The organism is Brenneria goodwinii, assembly GCF_002291445.1.
In the GTDB taxonomy this organism is placed as follows: Bacteria; Pseudomonadota; Gammaproteobacteria; order Enterobacterales; family Enterobacteriaceae; genus Brenneria; species Brenneria goodwinii.
Genome location: NZ_CP014137.1, coordinates 4,135,884 through 4,159,474, shown reverse-complemented (window position 1 = coordinate 4,159,474; position 23,591 = coordinate 4,135,884). Strand labels below are relative to the sequence as shown.

The 23,591-nt window shown below is 53.0% G+C and carries 18 protein-coding genes and 1 tRNA gene; 6 read left to right on the top strand and 13 right to left on the bottom strand.

Features of this window, described 5'->3' with window-relative positions:
• Positions 1–225: 225 nt before the first annotated feature.
• The 5 genes from recG to gmk are packed head-to-tail and all read right to left on the bottom strand — an operon-like array spanning position 226 to position 6,076.
• A complete protein-coding gene (gene recG, locus ACN28R_RS18450) occupies positions 226–2,307 on the bottom strand; it encodes an ATP-dependent DNA helicase RecG (RefSeq protein ID WP_095835163.1) in 2,082 nt (693 codons plus the stop codon).
• Positions 2,307–2,999: a tRNA (guanosine(18)-2'-O)-methyltransferase TrmH gene (gene trmH, locus ACN28R_RS18445; RefSeq protein ID WP_095835162.1), complete on the bottom strand. Its 693-nt coding sequence runs from the start codon at positions 2,997–2,999 to the stop codon at positions 2,307–2,309. Before trmH ends, recG begins: the two co-directional genes overlap by 1 nt.
• A 5-nt stretch (positions 3,000–3,004) precedes the next feature.
• Positions 3,005–5,104: a bifunctional GTP diphosphokinase/guanosine-3',5'-bis pyrophosphate 3'-pyrophosphohydrolase gene (spoT, locus tag ACN28R_RS18440; RefSeq protein ID WP_095835161.1), complete on the bottom strand. Its 2,100-nt coding sequence runs from the start codon at positions 5,102–5,104 to the stop codon at positions 3,005–3,007.
• 18 nt (positions 5,105–5,122) lie between these two features.
• Complete coding sequence (gene rpoZ, locus ACN28R_RS18435; protein WP_048636744.1) at positions 5,123–5,398, bottom strand: DNA-directed RNA polymerase subunit omega; 276 nt, start codon at positions 5,396–5,398, stop codon at positions 5,123–5,125.
• Between the two features lie 54 nt (positions 5,399–5,452).
• Complete coding sequence (gmk, locus tag ACN28R_RS18430) at positions 5,453–6,076, bottom strand: guanylate kinase (RefSeq protein WP_048636743.1); 624 nt, start codon at positions 6,074–6,076, stop codon at positions 5,453–5,455.
• A gap of 320 nt (positions 6,077–6,396) precedes the next feature.
• Here gmk and ligB point away from each other — a divergent pair, with 320 nt between their 5' ends.
• Positions 6,397–8,091, top strand: coding sequence for an NAD-dependent DNA ligase LigB (gene ligB / locus ACN28R_RS18425; RefSeq protein ID WP_095835159.1), 1,695 nt, complete (start codon positions 6,397–6,399; stop codon positions 8,089–8,091).
• A gap of 445 nt (positions 8,092–8,536) precedes the next feature.
• Positions 8,537–10,213 carry a kdo(2)-lipid A phosphoethanolamine 7''-transferase gene (gene eptB, locus ACN28R_RS18420; protein ID WP_048636742.1) on the top strand — a complete coding sequence of 559 codons (1,677 nt, stop codon included), beginning with the start codon at positions 8,537–8,539 and terminating at the stop codon, positions 10,211–10,213.
• 75 nt (positions 10,214–10,288) lie between these two features.
• Here the strand turns inward: eptB and uhpT are convergent, their stop codons facing one another.
• The 4 genes from uhpT to uhpA form a co-directional block, all read right to left on the bottom strand.
• Positions 10,289–11,680 (bottom strand): hexose-6-phosphate:phosphate antiporter, encoded by a 1,392-nt coding sequence (uhpT, locus tag ACN28R_RS18415; RefSeq protein WP_048636740.1) that lies wholly within the window; start codon positions 11,678–11,680, stop codon positions 10,289–10,291.
• Between the two features lie 142 nt (positions 11,681–11,822).
• Positions 11,823–13,163 carry an MFS transporter gene (gene uhpC / locus ACN28R_RS18410; RefSeq protein ID WP_048636739.1) on the bottom strand — a complete coding sequence of 447 codons (1,341 nt, stop codon included), beginning with the start codon at positions 13,161–13,163 and terminating at the stop codon, positions 11,823–11,825.
• Positions 13,164–13,171: 8 nt separating this feature from the next.
• Positions 13,172–14,668, bottom strand: a complete 1,497-nt coding sequence (uhpB, locus tag ACN28R_RS18405) for a signal transduction histidine-protein kinase/phosphatase UhpB (RefSeq protein ID WP_095835158.1) — start codon at positions 14,666–14,668, stop codon at positions 13,172–13,174.
• A complete protein-coding gene (uhpA, locus tag ACN28R_RS18400) occupies positions 14,668–15,258 on the bottom strand; it encodes a transcriptional regulator UhpA (protein WP_048636737.1) in 591 nt (196 codons plus the stop codon). Before uhpA ends, uhpB begins: the two co-directional genes overlap by 1 nt.
• A gap of 238 nt (positions 15,259–15,496) precedes the next feature.
• Here uhpA and ACN28R_RS18395 point away from each other — a divergent pair.
• Positions 15,497–15,573: transfer RNA gene (locus ACN28R_RS18395), tRNA-Pro, on the top strand.
• A 358-nt stretch (positions 15,574–15,931) separates the two neighbouring features.
• The gene (locus tag ACN28R_RS18390) at positions 15,932–16,459 is read left to right on the top strand and encodes an Ail/Lom family outer membrane beta-barrel protein (RefSeq protein ID WP_236840153.1); all 528 of its coding nucleotides are present in this window, start codon (positions 15,932–15,934) and stop codon (positions 16,457–16,459) included.
• Between the two features lie 54 nt (positions 16,460–16,513).
• Here the strand turns inward: ACN28R_RS18390 and ACN28R_RS18385 are convergent, their stop codons facing one another.
• Together ACN28R_RS18385 and ACN28R_RS18380 are read right to left on the bottom strand one after the other, a co-directional pair.
• Positions 16,514–18,106 (bottom strand): EAL domain-containing protein, encoded by a 1,593-nt coding sequence (locus ACN28R_RS18385; RefSeq protein ID WP_095835157.1) that lies wholly within the window; start codon positions 18,104–18,106, stop codon positions 16,514–16,516.
• A 188-nt stretch (positions 18,107–18,294) separates the two neighbouring features.
• Positions 18,295–19,503 carry a BaiN/RdsA family NAD(P)/FAD-dependent oxidoreductase gene (locus tag ACN28R_RS18380; protein ID WP_095835156.1) on the bottom strand — a complete coding sequence of 403 codons (1,209 nt, stop codon included), beginning with the start codon at positions 19,501–19,503 and terminating at the stop codon, positions 18,295–18,297.
• A gap of 280 nt (positions 19,504–19,783) precedes the next feature.
• On the opposite strand from ACN28R_RS18380, the gene pitA reads away from it, so the two are divergent.
• A complete protein-coding gene (gene pitA, locus ACN28R_RS18375) occupies positions 19,784–21,295 on the top strand; it encodes an inorganic phosphate transporter PitA (RefSeq protein ID WP_095835845.1) in 1,512 nt (503 codons plus the stop codon).
• A 130-nt stretch (positions 21,296–21,425) separates the two neighbouring features.
• Here the strand turns inward: pitA and uspB are convergent, their stop codons facing one another.
• Complete coding sequence (gene uspB, locus ACN28R_RS18370; protein WP_048636734.1) at positions 21,426–21,761, bottom strand: universal stress protein UspB; 336 nt, start codon at positions 21,759–21,761, stop codon at positions 21,426–21,428.
• A 534-nt stretch (positions 21,762–22,295) separates the two neighbouring features.
• Here uspB and uspA point away from each other — a divergent pair.
• Positions 22,296–22,742, top strand: coding sequence for a universal stress protein UspA (uspA, locus tag ACN28R_RS18365; RefSeq protein WP_048636733.1), 447 nt, complete (start codon positions 22,296–22,298; stop codon positions 22,740–22,742).
• A 92-nt stretch (positions 22,743–22,834) separates the two neighbouring features.
• On the opposite strand, the gene rsmJ is transcribed toward uspA, so the two are convergent.
• Positions 22,835–23,590 (bottom strand): 16S rRNA (guanine(1516)-N(2))-methyltransferase RsmJ, encoded by a 756-nt coding sequence (gene rsmJ / locus ACN28R_RS18360; RefSeq protein ID WP_095835155.1) that lies wholly within the window; start codon positions 23,588–23,590, stop codon positions 22,835–22,837.
• Position 23,591 lies beyond the last annotated feature (1 nt).

Below are 23,591 nucleotides of genomic sequence, written 5' to 3'. Positions count from 1 at the left end.
ACGTTTGCGGAACGGTGTTTCCAATATGAAATATGTTTGGCTGATAACCCCTTATTATTTATACCCTTCATCTTTCAAGCTGCATCGGCGTTGGCTTCCCTTGCTCACCCGAATCACTTACCTGAGTAAGCTCATCGGGATTCATTCGGTCGCCGCCTTGATGCAACTCGAAATCTATTGGGTATAGAGGGATATTGAATGGCCTATGTGCGCGACGGGGCGTCGTCAGGCATTGGTATAGCGGGCGCGTTCCGGCAACCAGCGTTCGATCAAGGCGCGGGCGTGTTGCGGATAGCGTTGGTGAAGATGGCGGGCAACGCGCTGTACCTGCGGGATCAAGGCCTGATCGCGAAGTAAATCAGCCACTTTGAATTCGGCATTACCGGTCTGGCGCGTACCTAATAATTCGCCTGGCCCGCGAATTTCCAAATCGCGCTGCGCGATAACAAAGCCGTCATTGCTGTCGCGTAGCACCTGAAGCCGTTTTTGCGCGGTTTTGCTTAACGGCGTTTTATAAAGCAGCACACAGTGGGAAGCAACGGCGCCTCTGCCAACGCGCCCGCGCAACTGGTGAAGTTGCGCCAGCCCCAACCGCTCCGGGTTTTCGATAATCATCAGGCTGGCATTCGGTACGTCAACCCCGACTTCAATCACTGTTGTCGCCACCAACAGTTGGAGATCGCCTTGTTTAAAGGCTTCCATAATGGATTGTTTTTCCTGCGTTTTCATTCGTCCGTGAACCAAGCCGACGCTGATGTCCGGCAATGCCGCCTTCAGCTCCTGACTGGTCGCTTCGGCTGCCTGGGCTTCCAGTAGCTCGGATTCTTCAATCAGCGTACAAACCCAATAGGCCTGACGTCCCTCTTGCCGACAGGCGTTGTTAACCCGTTGGATGACATCGTTACGGCGCGAGTCCGGTATGGCGACGGTGGTGACCGGCGTTCTTCCCGGCGGTAATTCATCGATAACCGAGGTATCCAGATCGGCATACGCGGTCATCGCCAGCGTGCGGGGGATTGGCGTGGCGGTCATAATCAACTGATGAGGATGGAAACCCTGCTCTTCGCCTTTTTCCCACAGCGCCAGACGCTGATGCACGCCAAAACGGTGCTGTTCATCAATGATCACCAGCGCCAAACCATTGAACTTAACCTGTTGCTGAAAGATGGCGTGGGTGCCGACGACCATGGATACCTGGCCGCCGGCGATGGCGTCCTGCTGGGCCTGGCGGGCCTTCCCTTTCTGTTTGCCGGCCAACCAGCCCACTTTAATCCCCAAGGGTTCAAACCACTGGCGAAAATTATGGGCATGCTGCTCTGCCAGCAACTCTGTCGGCGCCATCAACGCGACCTGTTTGCCGTTCGCAATCGCGCGCAGGGCCGCCAGTGCGGCAACCAGCGTTTTCCCCGAGCCGACATCACCCTGCACTAATCGCATCATGGGAATATTTTTCGCCAGATCGGCGTCAATCTCATCGACAACCCGAACCTGTGCCTGCGTCGGCGAGAAAGGCAGTGTTGCAAGCAGGCGCTGTTGCAGCGAGTCGTTTGCTGGCAACGGTAACGCGCGATAGCTCTGCGCCCCGGCACGCACGGCCAGCATGCTTAAATTGTGCGCCAGCAACTCCTCCATGATCAGCCGCTGCTGTGCCGGGTGTTTACCCAGCTCCAATTCATCGAGTTGCACATCCGGTGGCGGACGATGCAGGATGTGCAGGGCTTCGGGCAGGCTGATCAGTGAGCGGCTTAGCTCTTCCGGCAGTAGTTCATCGATGGGGTTGGCATCCAGCAGCGCCAAAGCCTGATCGGTAAGTTTGCGCAGCGTTGCCTGGCGAACGCCTTCGGTGGTGGGATACACCGGCGTTAGAGATTCCTGTAATTCAATCTGAGCGTTATCGCCTTGCAGACGATATTCCGGGTGGATAATTTCCGCGCCGATTTTACCCCGCTTGATTTCGCCGTAGGCCGTGACTCGCTGACCCGGCGCCATGCTGTTCTTCATAGCCGCGTTAAAATTAAAAAAGCGCATGGTCAGTATGCCGCTGCCGTCGCTAATCTGGCAGGTCAGCATGCGGCGGCGGCCAAAAGTAATATCGTTGCGCAGAATCTCACCTTCTACCGTGGCATACATGCCGGGAAGAAGATCGCCGATTGGGTAGAGGCGGGTGCGATCTTCGTAACGTAACGGCAGATGAAACAATAAATCCTGTACGGTTTCCAGCCCGATACGGGCAAGTTTGGCGGCCTGACTGGCACCCACACCGGCAAGCGTGCTCAACGGTTGGGTATTCAGCAGACGGCCTTTCATCAGCACTCCGAGGATTGCATTGATGCCCACCAGGACGTATCCGCCACGATTTGACCGTTGTTATCGATATAAGGGCGAGGCAGGCCTTTACGTTTGGCGACGCGCGCCAGTACCGGGTATCCGCCTTCAAACAGCAGTCGCTGCTGATCTTCTTCATCCAGCGGGCTATTTTCGCGCAGATACATCCCCGCCAACTGGCGTTGGCGCTGCGCTTCATACAAAATTAATGCTGAAGCCACGGAGACATTCAGCGACTGCACCATGCCCGTCATCGGGATGATGATATCCCGATCGGCCAGTTTCAGCGCTTCCACGCTAATACCGGTCTTTTCCTGACCGAGCAGAATACAGGTCGGCCGAGTGTAATCGATTTCGCGAAAATCGACGGCCTGTTCGGAAAGATGGGTCGCCAGAATCTGCATGCCCGCCATTTTCAACTGGCTGACCGCGGCGTTGATGGTGCGGTGAGTCTTAACCTGTACCCAGCTATTGCTGCCGGCCGCGGAGGAAACCAGCGTTCTCATCTTTTTGGTGGGCCATATGGCGTGAATCTGATGGACGCCCACCGCATCGGCCGTGCGAATAACCGCGGAAACATTATGTGGCTTATGCACCTGCTCCATGCAAATAGTCAGGTCGGGCTGACGGCAGGTCAGCATCTCTCTTATGCGCGCATAGCGTTGAGGAGTCATAACGTTTAATTTCGGTTACGGTTAACTTTTATTACATCCGGCATTACGCGCAGCTTACGCATAATATTCGCCAGATGAACGCGGTCGAGCGTCGTGAGGCGGATAAACGCGCTGTATACGCGGCCGTCTCTTTCTTCCGTATTGATGCTCTGGATGTTTGAATTGGCGGCATTGATCGCGGACGCCAAATTTGCCAATGCGCCCTGGTGGTTGAACATATCCACCTTGATCTCGGCAATAAACTCCTGCTCGGTCACCTTGTCCCATTCCACAGCCATAAACTTCTCCGGCTCTTTCTGGTAACCGCGAATATTGCGGCAGGATTCATGGTGGATAACCAGTCCCTTACCGGGGCTGACATGCGCGATAATCGGATCGCCGGGAATCGGGCGGCAACATTTGGCGAATGAGATCATCACGCCGTCCGCGCCTTTAATCGGCAATTTGTGCGGTCCGGCGTTATTCAACTGAGACGGTTCATTCAGCAGGTTTTTCGCCACCACCACGCTCATGGCATTGCCCAATCCGATCTCCGCCATCAGATCGTCCAGCGTAGCGAGTTTCATCCTATCCAGTTCAATCTGAATATTCTTTTGCGGGATGTCTGAAAGTTTACGGCCGCTGCCCAAGGCGTGGCTAAGCAAACGCCGGCCCAGACTGACGGAGTCATCACGTTTGAGATTTTTCAGCATCTGGCGAATTTTGGCGCGGGCTCTGGAGCTGACGACAAAGTTCAGCCATGCGGCGTTGGGCCTGGCGCCGGGGGCGGTGATAATTTCAACGGTTTGACCGCTGCTCAACGACTGCGACAGCGGATAGGGCTGGCGATCGACGCGGGCGCCGACGCAGGCATGGCCGATGTCGGTATGCACGGCATAGGCGAAATCGACCGGCGTGGCGCCGGCGGGCAATTCCACAATCCGGCCTTCCGGCGTGAACACATATATTTCGTCCGGAAAGAGGTCGGACTTAACGCTCTCAATAAACTCAAACGAACTGCCCGCACTCTGCTGCAACTCCAGCAGGCTCTGCATCCAGCGCTGCGCGCGAACCTGGGCCGTAGTGCTGCTTTCGCCCTCTTTGTACGCCCAGTGCGCGGCCACGCCCATTTCCGCCATCTGATCCATATCTTCGGTGCGCACCTGCACTTCCACCGGAACGCCGTGCGGGCCAATCAGCGAGGTATGCAGCGACTGATAGCCGTTGGCCTTGGGAATGGCGATATAGTCCTTTACCCGGCCGGGGCGCGGCTTATACAGGCTATGAACCTGGCCTAACACGCGATAGCAGGTATCGACCTCTTTAACGATCACCCGGAAAGCGTAAATGTCCATAATGGAATGGAAACGTTGCTCTTTCAGATGCATCTTGCAGTAGATGGAGTACAGATGCTTTTCGCGGCCGCTTACGCGGCAGGCGATGCCGGCTTCGGTTAAACGGCCTTCAATCTCGGAAAGGATTTTCTGGATCATCTCCTTCCGGTTGCCGCGAGCGGCTTTGACCACCTCTTTGATTACGCGGTAACGGTTAGGATAGAGCGCTTCAAAACCCAGCTCTTCAAGCTCGGTTTTCAGATTATGAATACCCAGCCGATGCGCCAGCGGACTGTATATTTCCAATGTTTCGCGGGCGATGCGGCGGCGTTTGTCCGGGCGAAGCGCGCCCAGCGTGCGCATATTGTGGGTACGGTCGGCCAGTTTGATCAGGATGACGCGGATATCCTGTACCATCGCCATAATCATTTTGCGAAAGTTTTCAGCCTGCGCTTCTTTCTTATCGCGAAATTTCAGCTTATCCAGTTTGGAGACGCCTTCCACCAGCTCGGCGACGCTCTTGCCGAAGAGCTGTTCTATATCCTGATAGGTGGTGGGCGTATCCTCTATCACGTCGTGCAGCAAGGCGGCCATCAGCGTCTCATAGTCGAGACGCATCTCAGCCAGAATACTGGCCACGGCGACTGGGTGCGTGATATAGGGTTCGCCGCTGGAGCGTGTTTGCCCCTCGTGAGCATCACGCGCGACGACATAAGCTTGCTGTAAGCGTTTAATCTGCTCTTCGGGCAGATAACGCTTAATCAGTTGATTCAGGCTTTCAAAAAGGTACAAGGGAGACTCGTAGTCTAATTAACGGCGGCCTTCAGCAATTGCGGTGACCGCTTGAATTTCCGCGGCTTCCTGCTCTTGCTGCTCCTGACGGTCACGAACGTCCAGGATTTGGGCGTTGATCAGACCTTCTTCGATCTCGCGCAGTGCGATAACCGTGTATTTGTCGTTTTCTTCCGCAACCAGCGGCTCTTTGCCGCCCGTTTGGATTTGGCGGGCGCGACGAGCAGCGACCAACACCAGGTCAAAACGATTACCAATTTTCTCTACAGCGTCTTGAACAGTTACGCGTGCCATAATGTGCTACTCCACAGGGATATAAAAGGACTGGGCATCATACTGAAAGAGCCGTCAGTCTGCCAATAGTTTGGTGATTAATGCGTCATGCCGGACTTTTTGCCTGCTTAAACGCAGACGTTCGGCGCGGATAATGGTTTTTAAATCGAGCAATGCCAAATCGAAATCATCATTCACAATCAAATAATCATATTCGGCATAATGCGTCATTTCAGCGACGGCCTGAGCCATACGACGCGCGATGACGTCTTCATTGTCCTGACCCCGGCCGCGCAGGCGGCGTTCCAGCTCTTCTTTCGACGGCGGCAAAATGAAAATGCTGCGCGCCAGCGGCATTTGGGTACGAATCTGCTGGGCGCCTTGCCAGTCAATATCCAGAAAGACATCCACGCCCGTTGCCAATACCTGTTCAATCGCAGTACGGGACGTACCGTAGTAATTACCGAAAACTTCAGCATACTCCAGAAATTCATTTTCCTGGATCATGCGTTTAAATTCATCAGTCGAGACAAAGAAATAATGTTCGCCGTGACTTTCTCCCGGCCGTTTGGCTCGCGTGGTATGAGAAATCGATACCTGGGTGTCGTAAAGCGGCTGCGTTTTCAATAGCGCCTGGATCAAACTGGATTTTCCTGCCCCACTGGGAGCGGAAACGATATATAACGTGCCTTGAGCCATAATTGAAGTTTTATTAATTACGATTGATCATGGGTATGGATGCAGCAGAGTGTGCATTCCCTCACATTATACACGGCGATACACCATCAGTCGCGTTGCGATAAATATCATCGCGGAATGTTTTACCGTTATGCCATTATAAATGCCTTTTGCCAAGCCTTTCCGCGTGTGCTGCACGGCGGATTCCCGTTATTTTTCATACTGTTTGCAAACGACAAAAAACTTTGCGAAGCGTTTTGCGTTCCCCGCTTTTCTCCCTCGTTTTATGCCGGTGACTGCGTTGTACTGCATGCAGTTCGTATTGATGGGGGGAAGGTTACATGAATTGCTGGTTCAGACGGTTTGTCATCATGGCCCTGGCGGGGTTGGCCGCTTGGCCGTGCATCGCTCTCTCCTCTTGCCCGGCGTGGCCGGCTGAGCGGGCCCAAAAAGAGATGGCGATGCTGCATCAGCAGCTGACGTTGTGGGATGACACTTACTATAAAGCGGGCATCAGTCTGGTGGATGACGAGGTTTACGATCAGCTTAGGAGCCGATTAAACCACTGGCGGCGCTGCTTCCAACCGGATAAGGCGGATTTCGCCATCCGGTTGCCGAGCAACGGTAAAGAAAATCATCCCGTTGCGCATACGGGTTTAAAAAAACTATCTGAACGAGGGCGGCTGTCGCAATGGATAACACAGCATAACGATTTATGGATCCAGCCCAAAATTGACGGCGTCGCGGTAACGCTGGTGTATCAACAGGGGCGGCTGGTATCGGCAATAAGCCGGGGCAACGGGTTACAGGGCGAAAACTGGACGGAGAAGGCGCTTGCCATTCCGGATATTCCCAAACAGTTGACGGATGCGCCTTCAGCATTGGTGTTACAAGGGGAGTTATTCCTTAAAGTGGACAATCATCGGCAAAAGCAGCAAGGCGGAATCAATGCCCGCGCAGTGGTTGCCGGGGAAATGCGTCGCCATGCGGCTTCATCCGTTTTGCCGCGTATCGGTATCTTTATCTGGGCATGGCCCGATGGCCCGGCCACGCTGTCTGAGCGCCTTAATGCATTACGGGTAATGGGATTTGCCTTGACGGCTGACTATACGCAGCGCATTTCCTCGCTGGAAGATGCCGAGCGTTGGCGGGAACGCTGGTATCGTAGTCCCCTGCCTTTCGTTACCGACGGTGTGGTGATTCGTCAGGACAAGGAACCTCAAGGTCGCTACTGGCGGGATACGCCCGCCGACTGGGCAATCGCCTGGAAATATCCGCTGGTTCAGCAGGTGGCGGAGGTCAACGGCGTTGATTTTTCTATCGGCCGCACCGGCAAGATAAATGTTGTCTTGAATCTCAATCCATTGCGGCTGGATGACAAGTCTGTGCGCCGGGTTAACGTCGGCTCGCTATCGCGCTGGAAGCAGTGGGACGTTCTGCCCGGCGATCAGGTTAGCATCAGTCTGGCCGGGCTGGGGATCCCACGGTTGGAGAAGGTGGTCTGGCGGACGGCTGAGCGCTCACCGATAACTCCGCCGAATGAGGGGGATTTTCATAACCTGAGCTGTTTTCAGTACAGCATCCCCTGTCGGCAGCAGATGCTCTCGCGCTTAACTTGGCTAAGCGGGGAGCACGGGCTGAATCTTAACGGTATCGGCGAGGGGATGTGGCGGCGTCTGATACAGCATGGCGCGCTGAGCGACGTCATCTCATGGTTGACGCTGACCAGAGAACAGATAGGGGAGGTCAGGGGTATGGGTAATAAACAGGCCGATAACGTTTATGAGAGTTTGCAACAGGCTCGCCGGCAGCCTCTGGCGCGTTGGTTACTGGCGTTGGGGCTTCCCTTACCTCGTTCAGCCGGCAGCGCGCTGGAAAATATGAGCTGGCTGCAGTTACAACAACGTACATTGTCGCAGTGGCGACAGTTTCCGGGGATTGGCGCCAGACTGGCTGAGGAGATTATGGCTTTTTTACACCATCCGATCGTTGTGGATTTTATTGCCAGGATAAGCCGGGAAGGGATCAAAACGTAATTTTCAGGGAATCCTTAGACCGTTAATACGATGCAAGCCAGCCATAACCAAGGTGTACCCGTCATACTTCAAGTTGCCCGTACGCTGGCTTTATTACTCGGCCCATCCTGGGTTTAAAGGGGAATACATTTCATCGTTTGGCTCGTTGGTGGAATAACGCTATATAGCCATAAAAAAGCTGTGGCTTAATTAACCTTGTAAAAACAAGACGCCGCGGTTTTGCTCTTTTTTTTGTTTTTTATTATATGATTTAAAACATGAATATATCATTTTGTTTTCTCTGAATATGCGGCTGACGATGTTTAAGGATGCTTTGACGGATTTATGTCTCAATTACTTAATTTTACAAAAATGGCGACTTGTTTTCCAAGCCTGAACTCTGGCATTACGTTGTTGTCCTATAGCTTCAGATAATAAATAAAGATTTGTCGGAGCATCTGTCGCAATGAAGTGTAGCCCCTCTTTTTCACAAACCAAGTTATCGTTCGTACTGGCAATATATATCGGCTTTTTCCTTAATCTTTCCGTTTTTCATCGACGTTTTGATTCTGTCTCATTACTGGCGAGCACACAGATACCAAAGTTTATCCCTGTGATCGTTGAGCTGGCGGCCTGCGTATTTTTTACCTTTTTTCTTATGCGCATTATCTCTCTGGGAGGGCGCTATTTTTATCGTATTGCCGCGTCACTGCTGGTACTTTTTTCTGTCGCCGCCAGTTATTACATGACATTTTTTAATGTCGTTATCGGTTACGGCATTATTGCCGCCGTCATGACAACCGACATCGATCTTTCTAAAGAAGTGATAGGGTTCCGTTTTATCCTATGGATGGTGGGGGTGAGCGCATTACCTTTGCTGCTGATATGGAAGAGTTCGTTACGTTATACGTTGCTTGAGCAGTTGAAATCGCCGGGTAAACGTCTGTCGCCGATTCTGGTGTTATTGGCGGTGGTTGCCCTGGTCTGGTTTCCGATCCGCTATATGGCGGAAAGCCAGTCGATCTCTGAAAAGTCTTCTAACGTAGACCTGCCTAGCTATGGCGGAGTGGTCGCTCACTCTTATCTGCCGTCAAACTGGCTGTCGGCGCTGGGGCTGTTCGCTTACACCAAATATGATGAAAATCAGGACGAGGAGAATCTGTTCGATCCCGGCAAACAATTTACCTACATCCCGCCAAAAGGGATTGATGATACTTATGTGGTTTTCATCATTGGCGAAACCACCCGTTGGGATCACATGGGTCTGCTGGGGTATGAGCGCGATACCACGCCGAAACTGTCGAAAGAAAAAAATCTGGTGGCTTTCCGCGGACAGTCCTGCGATACCTCGACCAAACTTTCCTTGCGTTGCATGTTTGTACGGGAAGGCGGAACGGCAGATAACCCGCAGCGGACGCTGAAGGAACAAAATATCTTTGCGGTATTGAAGGAATTGGGGTTCACGTCCGAGCTGTTCGCGATGCAGAGCGAGGTTTGGTTTTATAACAGCATTGAAGCGGATAACTATTCTTTCCGTGAAATGATCGCATCGGAAAAAGAGAACGATGGTAAATCTGTGGATGACATGCTGCTGGTGGATGAAGTGAAAGATTCCCTGGCGCGCTATCCTAAAGGCAAGCACTTGATTGTGCTGCATACCAAAGGGTCTCACTATCTCTATTCGATGCGTTATCCGCGCAGTTATGCGCGTTATCAGCCGGAATGTATGGGGGTAGACGCCTCTTGTTCCCGCGAACAGCTGATTAACGCATTTGATAACAGCGTATTGTATACCGACAGCTTTATTGACAACGTTATCAATCAGGTGCGGGATAAAAAGGCTCTGGTGTTTTACGCCTCCGATCACGGCGAGTCCATTGATGAAAACTCTCATCTGCACGGTACGCCACGGGAAATGGCGCCGCCGGAACAGTTCCGCTCACCGATGATGGTATGGGCATCGGATAAATTTCTGGCAGATGCCAATAACCTGAATGCTTTCGATCGGCTAAAGGCTCAACAGCGGATTGGCAACACTCACCGTCACGAAGAGCTGTTTGACTCGATATTGGGATGCCTTGGTTATACCTCGCCGAATGGCGGCATCAATCCTAAAAATAACTGGTGCAACAAGGGAAGCTAACGGGGATCTCCTGCTGAAACCGTGAATAGCCATTGGCTGATTCCCGCCTGCGCGGGAATGACGAGAATCAACGCGTTATGCCGTTTTCAGTTGACGCGCGCGTTTCTCGCGGCGAATTTTACGTTCTTCCATTACCGCCACCATCGCCATCAGACAGATACAGGCGATGGCGGCCGTATCCAGCGCGGCGAACGTTCCCGCCCAACCGGTCAGACCGAAGATCGGCGTACCGTCGGCAATCATTCCCAGCCCCAGTTTTGCGAAGCTATCGCCAATCAGATACGCAAACGTGCCTTTAATGCCGTCGGCGGCGCTGATGGCTTTTTTCGGCACAAAGCCCACGGCGGCGACGCCAATCAGCAGTTGCGGACCAAAGACCAGGAAGCCGAGCGCAAACAACGAGGAGAGGTAAATGTACGGATTGCTGGCGTGCTGGTAGATGCCCAGCGTTGCAATGATCAGCGCCAGTGCGATACAGGCGACCAGAGCGCGGCGGCCGTTGGCAAGGTCGGAGAGATAGCCCCACAGCAGCGTGCCCACCAGCGCGCCGGCTTCAAACAGGGTAAAGCCCTGAATCGCCACTTCTTTTGACATCTTCAGTTCTTGATAGGCATAGACTGTGGACCATTGGTCGATACCAATACGCACCACATAAAGGAAGACGTTGGAGAAACACAGCAGCCAGATAACTTTGTTTTTCAGTACGTATTCGACGAAGATCTGCCATTTCGTCATCGAACCGTCTTCCGCTTCTTTGTCTTCATCGCTGAGCTCTTCGCCAAACAGCTCTTCCGCTTTGCCCAGACCGTAAGCCTCCGGGGAGTCGCTGCCATAGCGCAGACCAATAAAGCCGATAATCAGCGCGATAACGGAGGGGACGATGAACATGCCGATCACGTGGCCGTTGAACAGATAGTTCGCGCCGAACAACGCCACGCCCGCCGCGCCGGCGCCGCCCAGGTTATGAGAGATGTTCCACATGCCGAGATAGGTTCCGCGCTTACGGCGCGGCGTCCATTTGGTGATGGTGGAATAGCTGCACGATCCGCCGGTGCTCTGGAAGAATCCGCTCAACGCGTAGAAGGCAATCATCAGAAACAGGCTGACGGAGCCGGATCCCATGCTGGCGCTGAAGCCCAGCATACAGATGGCGGAGAGAATCAGCATAAACGGCAGGAACTGCTTGGTATTTTTACCGTCCGCGTAGTAGGAGACCAGCGTTTTCCCCACGCCGTAGGTGATGGAGAATCCCAGGCCGATCATCCCCAATTGAGTCATACTCAAGCCGTAGGTGGAGATCATATCATTCTGGGCGATGTTAAAGTTCTTGCGGATCAGGTACATCGTCAGGTAGCCGATAAAGACCACCAGATAAGACTGCATAAAGGGTTTGAACCACATTTTGCGCCGCTCTTCGAGCGGTAGGTTCAGGGTCGGCTTGCGCACCTGATTAAGAAAGGCCAGCATGGTTGTCTCCTCTTACAATGCAAACGCTGGAAATTGGCTGCATTGTAAGAAACCGGGGCCGGCGCTGGCTTAAGACATCATCCAGTCAAAACTAGGAAATTTTCTCGGTTTTGGCCTTTTGTGTGGAAAAGAGTGAGGTGGGTCACGCTTCTGACGGCGTTTTTTCCTGGCCGCGCGGAGCCTGGGCATTTAAAAACGGCAGTAACAGTAATGCGGAAACGCCCGCCGCCACCGCAATAATCGCAAAGAAACCGGTCCAGTGCCAGATATCCATAATTTGCGCCAGCGGCCAGCCGGAAAGCGAAGCGCCCAGATAGGCGAATAGGCCGACGAAGCCGGTCGCGGCCCCCGCCGCGTCTTTGTGCGAGCACTCCGCCGCCGCCATGCCTATCAACATCTGCGGGCCAAAAACAAAAAATCCCGTGGTAAAGAAACAGGCCGCCTGCATGACATAGCTGGCAAACGGCATGAGCCACAGCGATCCGACAGACAGCAGGATACCGGCGGCGAAAATCAGGTTCATCGGCCCACGGTTACCGTTGAACAGTTTGTCCGAGCCCCAGCCTGCGACCAGCGCGCCAACAAATCCGCCCAATTCAAACATGGTTACCGCCGAATTGGCCGTAACCAGATCCACGCCGAGCGTCTCCGACATATACAGATTCCCCCAGTCGTTGATGGCCGCCCGCACCACGTAAACCAACACATAGCAAAATGCCAGCAGCCAGATATAAGGGTTGGTGAGCACGTACTTATGGAGGATTTCCCGGTGTGACAATCCCATTCCTTCGTGCTGTTGCGACATTTCCAGCGCGTCTTGCCGCCATTCGCCCACGCTTGGCAGCCCAAGGGCTTGCGGACGATCGCGCAATCGCCAGCACAAAAACAGGCCGGTCAATATAGCCAATGTCCCGGCGATAATCAGCCCGGTGCGCCAGCCGTAGTGCAGCGCCGCCGCCCCCACGATCATGGGAATCAGCGCGCCGCCCACGTTATGCGCCGTATTCCATAGCGCCCACCAGCCGCCGCGTTCGGTACGTGAGTACCAGGTAGTGAGTAAGCGCGCGCATACCGGCGATCCCCATCCCTGAAAGAACGCATTAGCGACCCACAGCAGGGCGAATACCCACAGCGATGATGAAAAGCCAAATAGGATGTTTATTACTCCGCTGGCCATCAGGCCCGCTCCCATGAAGTAGCGGGCGTTGGACTGGTCGCTGACGATACCGGAAAAGAATTTCGATAGCCCATAGGTGACGTAAAACAGCGTGGCGAGCAGACCGATATCGCTGCGTGTCAGAATGTCGTTAGCCAGAATATCCGGCATCGCCGCGTTGAAACTTTTACGCGTGAAGTAAAACAGCGCATAGCCCAGATAGATGGAGATAAGGATATGTCGCCGCCAGTAGCGGTACGTATCGTCGATCGTTTGCCGGTCGGTCAGCGGCGGTATGGCGGGAGGAATTTTCAGAAAACCAAACATGACGATCCTTATTGATTACGCAGCGGCAGACTGACGGTGACGCGCGTGCCGCGCGTGCAGGAAATCGTCAGCGAACCGCCAAGGGCCGAGACGCGTTCCCGCATGCTGGTCAGACCGAGACCCGTTTGGTCCGAATTTGGCGGCAGACCGCAGCCGTCGTCTTCAATCATCAGCAGCAGCTGGTGGTCTTTATTCCAGCATTGCACCATGACCGTGTCGGCATTGGCGTGTTTAACGATGTTGTTCAGTCCTTCCTGACAGACGCGAAACAGCGTGACGCGCTGGCTTTCACTGAGCTGCGTTTCATCGATTTGCCAGGTAAGGCGGCTTACGATGCCGCGCGCTTCCAACTCCATTTCGCGCATCAGCGAGCGCATCGCCTGCTCAAGGGAAAGGTCGTCTAACTGGCGCGGACGCAGTCGGCCCAGCAGACGACGAACCGAGTCATAGATGCCAAGCGACAGCGTTTCTATCAACGCGCCGCTCTGTTTCACGCCATCGTTTTCCGGCGCCAGGCGTTGCAGGATACCGGCCTGGGTACGAATCGCGGTAATCGTCTGGCCGATATCGTCGTGCAACTCGCGCGCGACCTCCCGCCGCACGCTCTCCTCGGTTTCCAGTAGCCGTTCCGCCAAGCGGTGGTTGCGGGCGAGCTGGTTTTGCAAGGACAGATTAAGCTCTCTTAAGCGCTGAATCCCGGCCCCCAGGAGTAATCCCGTCAGGCTCTGCGCCAGCAGCGAGAGCAGCAAATCCACGGGATGATCGTGCCATGTCTGACTGGCGATCAGGGCGATGGCATTCATCAACGTCGCGATTAACGCGCCTTGCCAACCGTAATGCCAGGCGAGGGCGATAATCGGCAGCGCCAGGCAAAACGGAGTAAAGCGCGCCAGTTCATTCGGCAGCCCTAACTGTAGCCACAGGCTGACCACAAACAGCAGGAGATACCAGACCAGATGCCGGGCGCGCCAGTTGATCGGTTGTGCAACCAGCGCCGGGCCAAGCGGCAGCCAGGTGGCGCTGGTAAGGTAGTGCCAGATAACCAGACAGGTGGGCGCCAGCGTCAGTCCGCCGGTCAGCGTCAGCAACAATACGGTAAACGGATCCTCATCCGCGCCAATCCATGGCAGGGATTGTAATAGCGCGGCCGCGATCAGCGCGCCGCCCTGCAGCAACAGGCTATGCCAGTCATTCCGGCGCCGGTTGATCAATGTGACGGGCAACAGCGACAGCAGGCTTCCGATCATCAATAAGGGTAAATGAAGCAGGGCCACTTCCCGCGACAGCCAAACCAGCAGCAGCCATTCGCTGCCGAGCAATACCGGCCAGTAGCTGCGCGGACATTGCAACATCAATCCCAGGCGTAAGCCGAATGGGAAGAGCAACACGGCCAGATCAGGGCGTTCCACCAGATGCAGGCTGATGCCCCACAGGCAGAACCACGCGGCGGAGAAGATAAAAAAGCTGGCGACAATGGAAATCAGCCGGGTAAATAACGGACGCATTACCAACCATCAAACATGCGACGGGCCAGTTCCACATCGTTACTGATACCGAGCTTTTCCATCAGGTTGGCGCGGTGAACGTGTACCGTTTTGGGCGACAGCCCCAGTTCCGCGGCAATCTCTTTTACCGCCATCCCCTGCGCGAGTTTTTCCGCCACCTGATGCTCGCGGCGGGTCAGCGGATCCTGTTTGGAGGAAGCCAGCTTCAGCGCGACATCCGGCGTGAGGTAACAACCGCCGGTTGCCACGGTACGGACCGCGGCAATGAGTTCATCGGGACTGCAACGTTTGGAAAGAAACCCGCGCGCGCCGGCATTTAGCGCTTGTTCAATCAGCGCCGGGCTGTCGTGAACCGACAGCATCACCACCGCCATTCCACTCGGCAACTGGCTTAAGAGTTCGAGCCCGGAAATATCCGGCATTGAGATATCGCATATGCAGACTTGCACGGTGCGTCCCGGTAGCCCGACCAGCGCTTCGCGGCCGGAACCAAATTCGCCGACCACCTGCATATCCGGCTCAAGCGCCAGCAATTGGGCAAAACCGGAACGAACGATAAGGTGATCGTCAATGAGTGCAATCGTGATCATGGGGAAACCAGGCGTTGTAACAGGCGAGTACCTTAACGTCACTGGTGGTATCGTTCAAGTCTTGTTCGTTTGTTCCGTATTTGACACGTTTTCCAGATTTCATCCGGCCGTTTCAGCGTGGATTTGACGATGGGGATAGGGGCGGGAGCGGTAACTGGATACTTTACCAACAGCTATAATGCTTTTTCTAAAAAGGGATTGACGCTTCAATAGGGTAGCAGTAATATGCGCCCGCATTCGGTGAGTGGCGCAGCCTGGTAGCGCACTTCGTTCGGGACGAAGGGGTCGGAGGTTCGAATCCTCTCTCACCGACCAATTCCTTTCTTTGCTTTTCTCTCTGTTTTCCGTTCCTTTTTTATTACATCTGATAGCTGATGTGCCGATGTCATCATCGTTAATCGTGATCGGCTCCGTCATTTCGTGATGGTGAACTTTTCAGTCATAAGATATTTCTCAAAAAACAGTTGATTGCGCTGATTGTCATTTTTCTCTTCTTTATTAATCAATGGGTTAAAAAATTCTGTTGCATTTCGGTTAATACTGAAATGTAAGTCTGTTTACAAAATCTTTGTTAAATGTAATTTTGTGCGCGAACAAAATAGGTGCGGTGTTTAACTATCACGTAGTTTACACATTGCATTGTCACGATTATGCAAACATGGAAGATGTCTCAATGATGAAAAAAACGACGCTGTTGATTTCTGCTTTGACTGCCTTTGGTATGGGAATGTCGGTTGCGAATGCAACTCAGACGGTATCATTAGGTTATGCGCAAGCGAAGGTTGACGATTTTAAAGACCTGAAAGGTATTACGGCCAAGTACCATTATCAGGGCGATTCCGCCGTCGGTATTATCGGTTCTTTCACCTATTTAGGGGCAAAACAGACCGATTATTATCCAAATTCCAGCAATGACACCTATAAGTTTAAATATTACTCATTGATGGCAGGGCCGTCTTACCGCTTTAACGACATTGTCAGCGTCTATGGTCTGGCTGGTATTGGCTATGGTAAGTCGAGCTGGGAAGAAGGCGACGTAATGCGTCAATCCGGCAGCGAAAAGAAAACCAGCTTTGCCTATGGTTTTGGCGTGCAGGTCGCGCCTGTCGAAAACTGGGTGATTGACGTTGGTTATGAAGGCACGAAGATCTTTGATGTACGAGCCGACAGTTTCAACGTTGGCGTTGGCTACCGCTTCTGATTTCCTACCGTCGCCAACCATAACCGGCAGGCGTTGATCCCCGCCGGTTATGTTCTAATGTTCTTTACTTATCATCCTCTCCAGCGATCTGTCGCCGTTGTAATGAAGCCAGACGATAAGGGATTCGCTGCTCATGGGTTTGGCGTACAGAAATCCTTGAATGAAAATAACGCCGCGTTGTTTTAGGTAGGCCAGCTGTTCGGCGGTTTCGACGCCTTCCGCCACCATTCCCAGTTTCATGCGATGGCTGAGGTTAATGATGGCGTCAAGGATAGGCGCTTCCTCATCCGGCGACGAGATGGCGCTGACAAACCCCCGGTCGATTTTCAGAAAATCCAGCGGAAAATTTTGCAGGTACGACAGCGAACAGTGACCGGTGCCGAAATCATCAATTGAGATGCGGAATCCATCCTTGCGCAGTTGATGTAATCGCTGTATTACGTCGACGCCGGTGCTGATCAGGGTCCGTTCCGTGAGTTCCAGCGTAATGTTCAACTGATATGACGCGACTCTTGCTGCGAAGTCGCGGACATCCGCAACGAAATCCGGGTGGTGTAAATGTTCCGCCGCCACATTGAGGCCAAGGTGGAACCCCGGCTTTACCCCCCAGCTCGCGATATCTGATGCGACAAGATCAAACAGGTGGCGAGTGATGGGAATAATCATGCCTTCTTTTTCGGCGGTCGCGATAAACACTTCAGGCTTGATCCATTGTCCATTGCTGCGCCGCCAGCGCAGTAGGGCTTCAACGCCCGTGCAGTTTTGCAACTTGGCGTTATAAATCGGCTGGTAGTAGACGGAAAATTCACCTTTAGCCATCCCTTTGCGAATTTTATCCTGGAAAAAGTGCTTCCGTTTTTGCCTGCGCCATATAATAACGGTGAAAATCAGCGACAGAACGGCCGTAAGAGGAAGGAAAATAAAACTCGTTTGTTTCCAGGTTCTTATCGATTCATCCACCGGGGCGGCTATGCGTATGGTAATCGGAAACTGATTTGATTTGAGGACCAATTCCATGTTGGGAAAAAAGCCTGAATGGGGCGGGATTGGCCGACCAATCTGGATGGGATCCCCCTTGTTTACCGTTAACGTCAGCAAATATTTGCGCACCTGACCGACCGCGCGCATCAGATCGGTAAGATGCCGGGAATCGACCACGACATAGGATCCATAACCCCGTGGGGGCAACTGAGCGAAAACGATCGCTGGCCGCTCTCTTACGTTGAATACTCTATTGATGGATTGACTCCATCGTTCAGAGGTTGAAGCAGATAGAGAGTGCTGAACCGCAATATCCATCGGCGTTGGGATGTTGTGAGGCATCGACGAACAGTAAACTTTGCCGCCTCGGGTTACGCCTATCACGCGAAAGTAGGAGAATATCGAACCAAGGTGCTGTAGGTCGGCGCTGATGGCGCTACATGGCCGCCCCGTCAACTGATTGAGTTCGGCAACCATCGACCATGCTTGTTCGGCGATGTGTTCCGCATGAAACATGACGATTTGTGCGGTAGATTCAAGGTCTCGTCTCACCATTATGCGAGATTCAAAAAAGGTAAACAGCAGCCCAAGCAGCAGCGGCAACACACCCGCGATCAATAATAGAAGCCAATGGCTTTTACGCTTCTTGCCATGTCCGGAAATCATCCGCATCTCCTTTTTCGCGGATCCAATGCCTTGGATGAGGATACGTGAGTCATCAGCGGTGGCAAGCCTGTAAAGCCAGTAAAATGCATTGTTTTTACTGATGATTTGTGACCCGGTGCGAAGCAGGTCGTTTCTATGAACGCCCTTTTTGCGATGTCATGACGATAGGACATGACCAACAACGACGGCTATCGTTTCGAGCTTGCGGGAAGAAGCGCTTGCGCGCAGGCCCAGGCCGAGCTCCAGGCCCACTGGAAATTATAGCCGCCCAGCCAGCCGGTTACGTCAACCACTTCGCCGATGAAGTACAGTCCCGGTACTTTGCTGGCCTCCATGGTTTTTGATGATAACTCGCGGGTATCGACGCCGCCCATGGTGACTTCTGCCGTTCGGTAACCTTCGGTGCCGTTAGGTTGTACCTGCCACTGCCCGATAGTTTTCTCGATTTGCCGCTGTTGGGCGCTATTCAATTGTTTCAACGTGACGTCTGGCAATTGCCCCAGCGTTTGCAGACACTCGACCAATCGTTTGGGGAGCCACTGCGCCAGCGTGTTTTTCAGACTTTGATTGGGGTGCGCCAGCCGTTCATCATTAATCAGCGCCGCAACATCCTGATCCGGCAGAAAATTGACGGTCACGAATTCGCCGGCCTGCCAATAGCTGGAGAGTTGAAGCACCGCGGGGCCGGAAAGCCCACGATGGGTAAACAGGATATTTTCACGGAACGTTACGCCATTCTCTGCGGCGATCGCCACCGGTACGGAAACGCCGGAGAGCGTCTGTAAATGCTCCAGCAGTGGCTTATGCAGCGTAAAAGGCACCAGCGCGGCGCGCGTGGGCAACACATTCAATCCAAATTGCCGGGCGATTTGATAGCCGAACGGCGTTGCCCCCAGACCCGGCATGGACAGGCCGCCGCTGGCAATCACCAGCGCCGAACTGCGCAACGCCGTCCCGTTGGCTAATTGCAGAGTAAATGCGTCGTCCGCCTTTTCCACCGCCGCCACTTCGCTGCGTAAACGGATCGTGACGTTAGCCTGTTCGCATTCTTTAACCAACATATCGACGATCTGTTGGGCTGAATCATCACAAAATAGCTGGCCGAGGGTCTTCTCGTGATAGGCGATATGGTGGCTATTGACCAGACTGATGAAATCCCATTGGCTATATCGCGCCAGAGCGGACTTGCAGAAATGGGGATTCAGGGACAGATAGGCGGCAGGTTCGGCATACAGATTGGTAAAATTGCAGCGCCCCCCTCCGGACATCAGGATTTTCCGTCCGGGCTTTTTGCCATTGTCGAGCAGCAGAACGCGTAGCCCCCGTTGTCCGGCCTGTGCGGCACAGAACAATCCCGCCGCGCCGGCGCCGATGATGACGACGTCAAACTGTTCCACAATAAATTCTCCGATATGATTTCGCGTATTTTCTACCCTGATGCGCGGGGCCGACGGTCATCTGGGCGGCAAATTGTAGTGTTCGCTTCAGTCAGATACTAGCGTAACAATTTACATGGTTTGGTAAAAATTTATAATTGTTTGATTTTTATTAATTAATCATCTTTTTTGCCTTATGGCATAATATGCTAAGTCAAAAAAATGTCATATTTCTCTTTTCCCCACCACCGCTTGTCGCAGATAATGCGCCGCGTTCATGACCACCAATGGCCTAACGTTTATGCTACATTTATTTGCCGGACTGGATTATTACACTAGCCTGATGTTGATTCTGGCTTTGTTATTTGTATTGTTTTATGAAGCTATTAATGGTTTTCACGATACAGCCAATGCCGTTGCTACCGTTATTTACACCCGTGCGATGAAAGCGCAGTTCGCTGTTGTTATGGCGGGAATATTTAACTTTTTGGGAGTACTGTTGGGTGGACTAAGCGTTGCTTACGCCATTGTTCATCTGCTTCCTACGGATTTGTTGCTGAATGTCAGTTCAGCGCATGGTCTGGCAATGGTCTTTTCCATGCTGCTTGCCGCCATTATCTGGAACCTTGGAACCTGGTATTTCGGGCTTCCCGCTTCAAGCTCGCACACGTTGATTGGCGCTATCATCGGTATCGGTTTAACCAATGCCCTGCTGACGGATACATCCGTGATGGATGCGCTCAATATTCCCAAGATGATCAGTATCTTCCTGTCGTTAATCTTGTCGCCGATCGTCGGGATGATTATTGCCGGCGCGATGGTTTTTTTATTACGTAATTTCTGGAATAACAGTAAAAAACGTAAACGCGTGCATCTCACGCCAAACGATCGTGAAAAGCAGGATGGCAAACGCAAACCGCCGTTCTGGACGCGCACCGCACTGATCTTATCGGCCATCGGCGTCAGTTTTTCGCACGGAGCCAATGACGGTCAGAAAGGTATTGGTTTGATTATGCTGGTGTTGATCGGCGTGGCGCCGGCCGGATTTATTGTCAATATCAATGCGTCCGGCTATGACATCAGCCGTACCCGCGATTCGGTGATTAACCTGCAGGAATATTATCTTCAGCATGGCGCCGCGCTGGGGCATGTTATCGATCTGTCGCCGCCGCTTATTCCAACCCAGGAAAAAAGCATTCCGGCCGATGAGAATGGCGCGACTGAGTTTTACTGCGATAGCTCCCGTGTCATGATGGCTATCGAACAGACGCAGAATATGCTGAATAACCTGAAAAGCTATGAGCAGTTAAACGCCTACGATCGTGGCAAGACGCGGCGGTTGCTGATGTGTATAGCTGATACCATGGATAGGATTATTAAGCTGCCGGAAACGCAGTCTGATGATAAGCGCTACCTGAGCAATCTGCGTAAGGACTTGTTGCAGACTGTCGAATATGCGCCGATTTGGATCATCGTTGCTGTCGCGCTGGCGCTTTCACTGGGTACGATGGTGGGCTGGCGCCGGGTCGCCACCACTATTGGTGAGAAAATTGGCAAGAGAGGAATGACCTACGCACAGGGCGTATCGGCGCAGGTCACCGCCGCGTTGTCGATTGGGGTCGCCAGCTATACCGGGATGCCGGTTTCCACTACCCACGTGTTGTCATCCGCGGTGGCGGGAACGATGATCGTCGATGGCGGCGGCGTTCAGGGTAAGACGGTGAAAAATATCCTGTTGGCCTGGGTACTGACGCTGCCGGTCTCATTGATATTGTCGGGTACCCTGTACTGGCTGGCATTGAAACTCATTTAGTCACGAAAAAAGGCCGTTGATTAGGCGGCTTTCGGCCGTCTTGCTCTGCGGCCGTAGACGAGAACCCGCGAAAAATAAAAAAGGCGATTCTTAACGGATCGCCTTTTACTGTCGATAACAGCCCATCTCTTCAATACCAAATTAGCATCGCTATCAGGCTGATAACCACCAATCCGCACAAAGCGGTTGTAAGCAGAAACTGACCCCGCACCCTTTCACAGCGGCGCACAAATTCAGGATCGTGGTGCTCAAGATAACGCTGAGCATAGATATAGCGTACCAGTCGGATTTGTTTGCTTGGTTGACCATGCGATGTGAAGAATCCACCCCCATCCACGTACTGATAAAGCAATGGATCACAGTCACGTAATACCAGAAGTAATACGCGTAATGAGGAATAATATCGCGCCATATTGATGATGCAGACAACACATAAAGCCCAGAAAAGCGCAAATGTACTGATCATGCTTCCCTCCCGGATAAGTGTCATATTCGTCAGAATCAATTGCCTGCCTGCGAATATTTATGCCACACGTTCTCCACGTGATTTTATCGCGCGACCGGATGACCAACGCATCACGGCCCCATCGTTGCTTCTCCCCTGAGGGATGTGATGTAGCGTGCCCCTCATTTTTATTGTAGAAGAGGAACGTCTTTTTTTTCTACAGTTACAGCAAAATCGACGCATTAGACGACTTTCTCTGCCGTAATGCCGGGAAGGGAAGCACAAACTATGTGCTTTCAGCGCAAAGAGAAGCGCTTTCTACTAAACTAGCGCATAATATTGACAGGATTTAAAATAGGTCTTTAATGGAAGAATCAAGATGTTAGCTTTCCATTACTGGGTAATCTTGTACGGTATTTGCTAAAGCATGGCGTTGTGATCTGCTAAACATACCGTGAGGCAGCAAAGTGCTATCATATAAATCGCTATTAAATATCAGATTGGCAGCAGAAAATCTGCTTAACCAATGTTAGCCTTTACGGAAGGAGTCTTATTATGGCTTACAAACATATCCTTGTTGCTGTTGACCTTTCTCCGGAAAGCAAAGTGTTAGTGGAAAAAGCGGTCTCCATGGCCAGACCGTATAACGCGAAAGTGTCTTTAATTCACGTCGATGTGAATTACTCTGATCTTTACACTGGGCTTATCGACGTCAATTTGGGTGATATGCAGCAACGGATCTCTGAGGAAACCCAGCATGCGCTGCTTGAGCTTTCCCAGAATGCCGGTTATCCCATTACTCAGACACTGAGCGGTAGCGGCGATTTGGGGCAAATTCTGGTTGATGCCATCAAGAAGTACGATATGGATTTGGTGCTGTGCGGTCATCATCAGGATTTCTGGAGTAAACTCATGTCTTCCGCACGTCAATTGATTAACACGGTACATATCGATATGTTGATTGTGCCGTTGCGGGATGACGACGAAGCAGAAGAAGAATAAAGGGCGGCAAACGGCTGCCGGCTGCCGGCTGATAGGTTTAAGGCGGGGTGTCATGCCATAGCGACCAATCCTCGCACAAGCGAGGATTGGTATTATTGTTGTGCCTGCGGCAGATAAAAATCGAAGCGGTGACTTTTGGTTGCAAGCATCGATTGCGCGGGAATGCCTGCCAGCGGCGGCGCATAGTCCGGCCGTTTTACCACCACGCGTTTTTTGGCCAGCCGCCGAGCGGGAGCCAGCAAAGCATCGGCGTCATCATCCGCTCCCACCAACGATTGAAACACCCGCATCTCTTTTTTCACCAGCGCGCTTTTTTGCCGATGTGGAAACATCGGGTCGAGATAGACAACGTCCGGGGGCGGCGTGATGTCGCGTAATGCGTGCAGGCTGGAAGCGTGCAGCAGCGTCAGCCGCTCGCGCAGCCACCGGCCGATCTCCTCATCCTGATAACCGCGTTGCAAGCCGTCATCCAGCAGCGCCGCCACCACGGGGTTCCTCTCCAGCATTCGTACCCGGCACCCTAATGAAGCCAGCACAAAAGCATCGCGCCCCAGCCCGGCGGTGGCATCGACCACATCGGGCAGGTAATCCTTTTTAATGCCGACCGCCTTGGCGACCGCTTCACCGCGTCCGCCGCCGAAACGGCGACGATGTGCCAGCGTGCCCGAGACGAAATCAACATAGACCGCCCCTAGGCGGGGTTCGTCCCGTTTACGCAATTCCAGACGCGCCGGCGTCAGCACCAGAGCCATGATTGCTGCGGGATCGGATATCAACCCCCAGCGCTCGGCCAGCGCGGTCAAAGCGCCGTTATTGGCGCCTTCCTCGGCGATCAGGCAGATACTCATC

Excerpts from the sequence above, each read along its gene's own strand:
- recG (WP_095835163.1), bottom strand. The coding sequence starts at position 2,307 with ATGAAAGGCCGTCTGCTGAATACCCAACCGTTGAGCACGCTTGCCGGT.
- trmH (WP_095835162.1), bottom strand. The coding sequence starts at position 2,999 with ATGACTCCTCAACGCTATGCGCGCATAAGAGAGATGCTGACCTGCCGT.
- rpoZ (WP_048636744.1), bottom strand. The coding sequence starts at position 5,398 with ATGGCACGCGTAACTGTTCAAGACGCTGTAGAGAAAATTGGTAATCGT.
- gmk (WP_048636743.1), bottom strand. The coding sequence starts at position 6,076 with ATGGCTCAAGGCACGTTATATATCGTTTCCGCTCCCAGTGGGGCAGGA.
- ligB (WP_095835159.1), top strand. The coding sequence starts at position 6,397 with ATGAATTGCTGGTTCAGACGGTTTGTCATCATGGCCCTGGCGGGGTTG.
- eptB (WP_048636742.1), top strand. The coding sequence starts at position 8,537 with ATGAAGTGTAGCCCCTCTTTTTCACAAACCAAGTTATCGTTCGTACTG.
- uhpT (WP_048636740.1), bottom strand. The coding sequence starts at position 11,680 with ATGCTGGCCTTTCTTAATCAGGTGCGCAAGCCGACCCTGAACCTACCG.
- uhpC (WP_048636739.1), bottom strand. The coding sequence starts at position 13,163 with ATGTTTGGTTTTCTGAAAATTCCTCCCGCCATACCGCCGCTGACCGAC.
- uhpB (WP_095835158.1), bottom strand. The coding sequence starts at position 14,668 with ATGCGTCCGTTATTTACCCGGCTGATTTCCATTGTCGCCAGCTTTTTT.
- uhpA (WP_048636737.1), bottom strand. The coding sequence starts at position 15,258 with ATGATCACGATTGCACTCATTGACGATCACCTTATCGTTCGTTCCGGT.
- ACN28R_RS18390 (WP_236840153.1), top strand. The coding sequence starts at position 15,932 with ATGATGAAAAAAACGACGCTGTTGATTTCTGCTTTGACTGCCTTTGGT.
- ACN28R_RS18385 (WP_095835157.1), bottom strand. The coding sequence starts at position 18,106 with ATGATTTCCGGACATGGCAAGAAGCGTAAAAGCCATTGGCTTCTATTA.
- pitA (WP_095835845.1), top strand. The coding sequence starts at position 19,784 with ATGCTACATTTATTTGCCGGACTGGATTATTACACTAGCCTGATGTTG.
- uspB (WP_048636734.1), bottom strand. The coding sequence starts at position 21,761 with ATGATCAGTACATTTGCGCTTTTCTGGGCTTTATGTGTTGTCTGCATC.
- uspA (WP_048636733.1), top strand. The coding sequence starts at position 22,296 with ATGGCTTACAAACATATCCTTGTTGCTGTTGACCTTTCTCCGGAAAGC.
- rsmJ (WP_095835155.1), bottom strand. The coding sequence starts at position 23,590 with ATGAGTATCTGCCTGATCGCCGAGGAAGGCGCCAATAACGGCGCTTTG.